Origin of the sequence: Corynebacterium sp. HMSC036E10, from assembly GCF_001836265.1 — a bacterium.
GTDB classification, from domain to species: Bacteria; Actinomycetota; Actinomycetes; order Mycobacteriales; family Mycobacteriaceae; genus Corynebacterium; species Corynebacterium coyleae.
On record NZ_KV827973.1, the window covers coordinates 1 to 5,364 of the forward strand.

The window sequence follows — 5,364 nt, forward strand, 5'->3', positions numbered from 1 at the left end:
CAACCGGCTTCGGAGTGCCATCAACCGTGGTCTTCTGGCCAACAGGCAGCGGAACGCGGTCGGTGACCTTGTACTCCTTGTTGTTGTGATCCACCAAGGTGTACGTCACGGTGACGTTTGGCGTGTCCTCATCAGCCTCGACTTCCTCAGTCGGAGTACCGGTGATTTTTCCGTTTTTCTCATCGAAGTCCAGACCTGCAGGAAGGTTAGCAACCTCAAGCGAGCCGTCCTTCACCTTGAGCTTGTGCGGGTGACTCTCAAAGCCGGTCGGCACAACTTCCTGCTCATACTCGGTATTGATCGTTGCAGCCTTCAGCGGCGAATCCGTGACGGTCAGCAGGGTCGGCACGCGAACGTGCTGGACTTCCTCAACATCAACCGTTTCGGTCTTGATGACGCGCTTGTCCTCAGGAGCCGACGGGTCCATGAACTTCGGATTGCCGTCTTCGTCGAGAACCGGACGTTCTTCCTTCACCGTGACCTTGACGTCACGCGTCACGATCACCTCAGAGGTGCCCGGCGTCGTCGGCGTACCAGAGATCTTGCCGGTCTCTGGGTCGAACGTCAGCACTTCAGGAAGACCATCGACCTTGTAGGTCGGCCTAGCGCCTTCAACCTTGTTCTCCGGCTCATTCGGCAGTACGGACAGTGCATCAAACTCTTTGTACTCGTCCTTCACCGAACCGAACGGAAGAACAACCGGAACGACAACGGTGAACGAGTCAGCGGCCAGCACCGTGTTCTCGCCAGTGACGAACTCAGCGGTGAAGATATCGCCCGTCTCAGCGTCCTCCGGAACGGTGATGGTGCAGGCGTTGGCATCAGCAACGCTACCGATGTTGTCGCAGGTCTTGACGACCTTGCCGTTCTTCTTCCAAACAACCTTGTTTGGCGTCACCGGGAACGGGCCGGTCACATTCAGCTTCGCGGTATCGCCGATATCAGCCGGCTTGTCCGTCATGTTGAAGTTCGTGATATCCAACTTCACATCATGGCGCGGCACCAACGCGAAGTTCACGTTGTACCACATCGGATTCTGCACAAAGTTTTCAGCAGCAATAGGCGCAGGGTTACGCGTGCCGTTGTTCTTCGGCGAGTTAAACAGCGGAACACGCCATGCAGAGTAAGCGCTCGGGATCTTGCCGTCGGCAGTCTCTACGTGCGCGTACAGGTACTTCTTCGTGTCATTCGTGAGAGTTCCCTCAGGGAACTTCACCGAGTAGTACCCATCTTCACCAACCTTCGAGCGCACCGTAGCCGCGATGTATTCCGGGTGCTCAGTGAGGAGCTTCTTCGCAGCGGCCAGCTTCTGTGCCTCAGGCAACGTGTCCACTGCTTCCGCATACGCGCCGATACCCTCCTGGGTCAGCACACTCATGACCACGTACATGTCCTTAGCCGGGACATCGCCAGTGTCGTTCGGGCCGTTGAGACGAGCGTCCTTCGTCTCGTGCCAGACCTTGCCGCCAACATGCCCCTTCATCGCAGAAGAGACCGACTGGGACTTCACCGTCGGAGTGGTATCCGCAATCCAATCAGCCTTCGGCTTATGCATGTACGGCACATCACGATCAGCCTGCATCAGTACAGCAGTGCGCTGCATGTTCGTGCCGATGGTGTTCCATGCACCCTGCTGGTCAGCACCCATGGAGTTGCGGTATGCGCCTGGGAAGAAGCCGCCGACCTGGCGGAACGGGTAGACGGTGAAGCCGTTGCGCTCGTCAACAAACGGGTCGATCCACAGACGGTAGTACTGATTCGTGGAAGCCTTGTACGTGTGCTTCTTCCCGTGGTGGTCAATCCACGGCTCGCGGAGATCGAACACATAGGAGCCCGGACCAGCCTGCGAGGTGTTGCTCTTGCTGAGCTGGTCAGAGGTGCGGGCAACGTACACCGGCGAAACGGCACCATCCTTATCGATCCACTGCATGTAGACCTTCGTGCCTTCCGGAACAGCCTGCTGGCCACCGTCGGTCGGGCTGAAGCCGTAGCCATCGTCAATAAACGCGCGACCAGACAGGGTCGACTTGGCATTCGTCATGCCAGTAGCGCTCTTGACGTAGCCGTTCGCAATGCCGTCGGCGACAATCGCACCGTTTTCCTCAGTGGCCGGCGCCTGGGAGACAGCAGCAGTTTCCTCCTGCGCAAACGCGACCGGCTGAGCGAACGGAGCAACCAGCGCAAATGACAGCGCAGCCGCGGCTACGGACGTGCCGCGACGGCGGCCAATGTGACGTTTATTCATTAATTTCCCTCCAGAAAGGATTAGCGTCAAAGGTTCACGACCCTGACGAGCAAACAAAACACACCTACTAACAGGGCCTACGAACACCACCGTAGAGAACCTGACAGGAGGCGGCAAAGGTCCCTCAAGCCACCCAACAGCTGTTCACATCCTGAGGAAATTTATTGACACTCGCCACTAAAAGCGCTGGCCATTGCTGTTGTACGGCCGTAAAATACTACCTGTGACACAGCTAAGGGAGCCGAGATAGTGGGGCGGACGGACCACGCAAGCACACTTCCAGCAGTTTCCGCAGTTGTCTACAGATTTGAGCAATATCGAGCACCTTTAGCCAGTTGCCGGCTTAGGAAAATCTGAACCTTTCACTGCCACCCCATAACGGGGGTGTATAGTGACGTTTTAATGGTCACGTGTAAAGACTGCGGAAACGTAAAAACGCCTGTGATGGGAAGAATCCACCACAGGCGTCGAGCCGGAGAGACAGCCGGCCCCCGGAGCCGTGAGCCTAGAACGGCAGCTTGAACTGCTCGCCGTTCTTGAACCACCAGCCGAACAGAGCGGTGAGGGCGCCGAGGATTACCAAGGCGGCGCCGGCGATCGCCCCGCCGTTCATGGAGGAGCCATCAGACGGCTCCCCTGCCGAATCCGAAGGGTTGGCGGTCTCCACCGGACCGCGGGTCTGGGTCACCGGGGCGGGCGCCGGCTTCGGCGTCGGCGTCACGGTGACGGTCTGCTTCGGTGCGGCCGCAGGCGACGGCGCCGAGGTGGTCGGGGCCGGCGGCTGCACGACCGGGCGCAGCACCTGCTCGACCTTCTTCTGCTCCTCCTTGTTCACCTTCGCGGACGGGAGGTCCTTGAGTACCTTTTCGGCTTCCTGCTTGGTCAGGTCGAGGACGGGGACACGGAAGGTCTCATCGAACACGGTCTCGCCGTTCTGGTTCTTCACCGACAGCTCGACAGGCGTGTTCGGGCCCTTCACCCCGGCGAGGTCCTGCATCGGGATGGCGAGGTCACCGGCGTAGTTGTCCTTATCCGCGATGCCGGCCAGGGCAATGTCCTTGCGTGCGGACTTGCCGTTGCCCCAACGGGCTTCCACGGTGAAGGTGTGGGCGTCGATACCCTTGTTTTCCACGCGGACATTCACGGCGTTGTTGGGGCGGTGGAGAACGATGCCGTTGTGGGCGTCGTCGATAAGCAATGCCCCTGCTTTGAGATTGTTATCGGCAGCAGCGAGCACCGCGAGCTCGTAGACAGTCAGGTCCTCCTCCGCCAACTGATCGTGCTCGTGCGTGACGCCAATGATGCCGTCGGCCTTGCCGATGTAGTTGGAACGCAACACCAGATTCTTCCAGTCCGCGGGGATGGTGGACTGGCCGACGAAACAGAACTGATCCTTCAGGCCCTCCGGGCACTTGTCGTAGAAGTTCTTGCCCGAGTTCAGCGCGTAGCCGTCCGCCTTCGTCTCCTTGGCGGAAATGCCGGCATCGCCAAGCCAGCAGACCCAGGCCCGTGGTGTTGCGGTAATCGCGCCCCACCACAGAAAAACCCGATTGCTAAAGCTAATCACCCCGCCCACCGATTGGTGAGCGGGGCGATCGTTAGCGCTTATCTTCAGCCTACGAGAGACTCAAGACTTAACTACTTCGTCCGCTTTGCCGGAGTAGTCGGCTTCTCCTCCTTGGAGGAACCAGCGTAGGTCTTGCCGGAAGAACCCTTCAGTTCCAGGTCCTTCACGGAAGAGCCGCCACCGTTCGGGGAGCAGTTGTCGTAGATGATCGTGCCGGCGAGGATGCCAGCGGCGATCAGAGCCAGACCACCTGCAACCGTAGCGAGGTCAGTGCCGTACTGGCCCAGCTTCGCGTTGATTGCGTCCACCTGGGTAGCCAGCTGCGGGTTGAAGATGCCCAGCTGCTGCTGGATCTGGGTGTTGGCGTTCTGGATCTGCGCGTTCGCCTGAGCAGCGAAGTCGGACAGACCCGGGATCTCCAACTGGGTAGCCAGACCGATCGGCAGAAGCGCGATCAGCGGCAGACCGAAGCCGACGGAGGTAGCAACACACTTCGCGGTGTCGATGCCGACAGTTGCCTCAGTCCTGTTCTCATCGCCGTCTTCAACGATGACCTTCTGACCAGGCTTCAGGTCGACGTCAGACGGAACCTCGATCTTCCACTTGCCGTCCTTATCGGTCGTGGTCTCGACGACCTTACCGTTCGGCAGGGTGACCTTAATGTCCTCGTTCGGACGGTCGCCCTTACCAGAGATGGTCTTATCGCCAGGCTTGATCGGGTCGACCTCCGGCGCCTTGTTGTCCGGAACCTGACCCTTATCAGCCGGGTTGGAGCCGCCCTCGATCTCTTCACGGTTCGAGATGCCGTCCTTGTCGAAGTCACCGTCCGGATCCAGCAGGGACTTGCCATCCTTGCCAATCAGATCGAAGTCAGCGGTTGCGCTGTCCATCGAACCACCCGGGTAGGTGAACTCAACATCCACAGAAGGCTTCGCGAACGGGGTGAAGATCTTCACGAACTCATCCCAACGCTTACCCTTCTTCTGCTTCTGGATCTCCGGCAGCTTCTCAGCGATCTTCTCGCCAACCTTCTCGTAAGAAGGAGCCTTCGCCGTGACGACGCCATCCTCACCAGGCTTAACGACGTCCCCATCCTTCGGACCGAACTCCCAGTCCTCGGATCCCTCGGACGGAGTACCCGTTGCCTTAGTGCCCTTCGGAGCCTTGGCGTCACCGAACGGGTTGTTCGAGGTCTCGGTCTTACCAGCCTCAACCTTCTTGGCGCCGCCGTAGTTCGGGTTCACGATCTTGACATCGATCTCGCCGATCTTCTCATCATCACCATTGGAGACGATGACCTTGGCATCCTGCGGATCAGTACCCTCCGGCACCGTCACCTTGATGTTGCCATCCTTGTCGATGTCGACCTTGGAGTCCGGGATCTCATTGCCGTCCTTATCGACGAGCTTGCCGGTCTCATCACCAGTCGGGTTCTCGACCTTGCCAACGGTGTGCTCGCCACCGTTATTCGGAACCGTGGTGTTGTCACCCTCAGTCACCGACGGGACCGGAGCCGGAGCATCCGGGTTTTCAACCGTGACAGTGACCTCAA

General features: G+C 59.1%; 3 protein-coding genes. All 3 read right to left on the reverse strand.

Translation table 11 applies throughout. The features are described from left to right. On the reverse strand, nt 1–2,245 hold a 2,245-nt coding region (locus HMPREF2736_RS03780; RefSeq protein WP_210399439.1), incomplete at its 3' end, for an Ig domain-containing protein. A 505-nt stretch (nt 2,246–2,750) separates the two neighbouring features. Then, the gene (locus HMPREF2736_RS03785) at nt 2,751–3,812 is read right to left on the reverse strand and encodes a hypothetical protein (protein WP_070828936.1); all 1,062 of its coding nucleotides are present in this window, start codon (nt 3,810–3,812) and stop codon (nt 2,751–2,753) included. 71 nt (nt 3,813–3,883) lie between these two features. After that, nucleotides 3,884–5,364, reverse strand: a 1,481-nt coding sequence (locus HMPREF2736_RS12370; RefSeq protein WP_168167618.1) for a SoxR reducing system RseC family protein, incomplete at its 5' end; no start/stop codon positions are given.